We start from the raw sequence: 208 nt of genomic DNA on the forward strand, positions 1-208 counted from the left end.
CAAAGCTGTAACAGGTCTTAAGACAATTAACAATCAAGTTCTCTACTTTGATCAAGATGGCAAGCAAGTCAAAGGTCAGGTAGTGACGCTAGCAGACAAGAGCATTCGTTACTTTGATGCCAATTCAGGTGAGATGGCCGTCAACAAATTTGCAGAAGGCGCTAACAATGAATGGTATTACTTTGATCAAGACGGCAAAGCTGTAACA

General features: G+C 41.3%; 1 pseudogene. It reads left to right on the forward strand.

The features are described 5' to 3' along the window. Positions 1–208 (forward strand): annotated as a pseudogene (locus tag AWH02_RS11165) (hypothetical protein); the annotation flags it as partial.

Origin of the sequence: Streptococcus gordonii, assembly GCF_001553855.1 — a bacterium.
GTDB classification, from domain to species: domain Bacteria; phylum Bacillota; class Bacilli; order Lactobacillales; family Streptococcaceae; genus Streptococcus; species Streptococcus gordonii.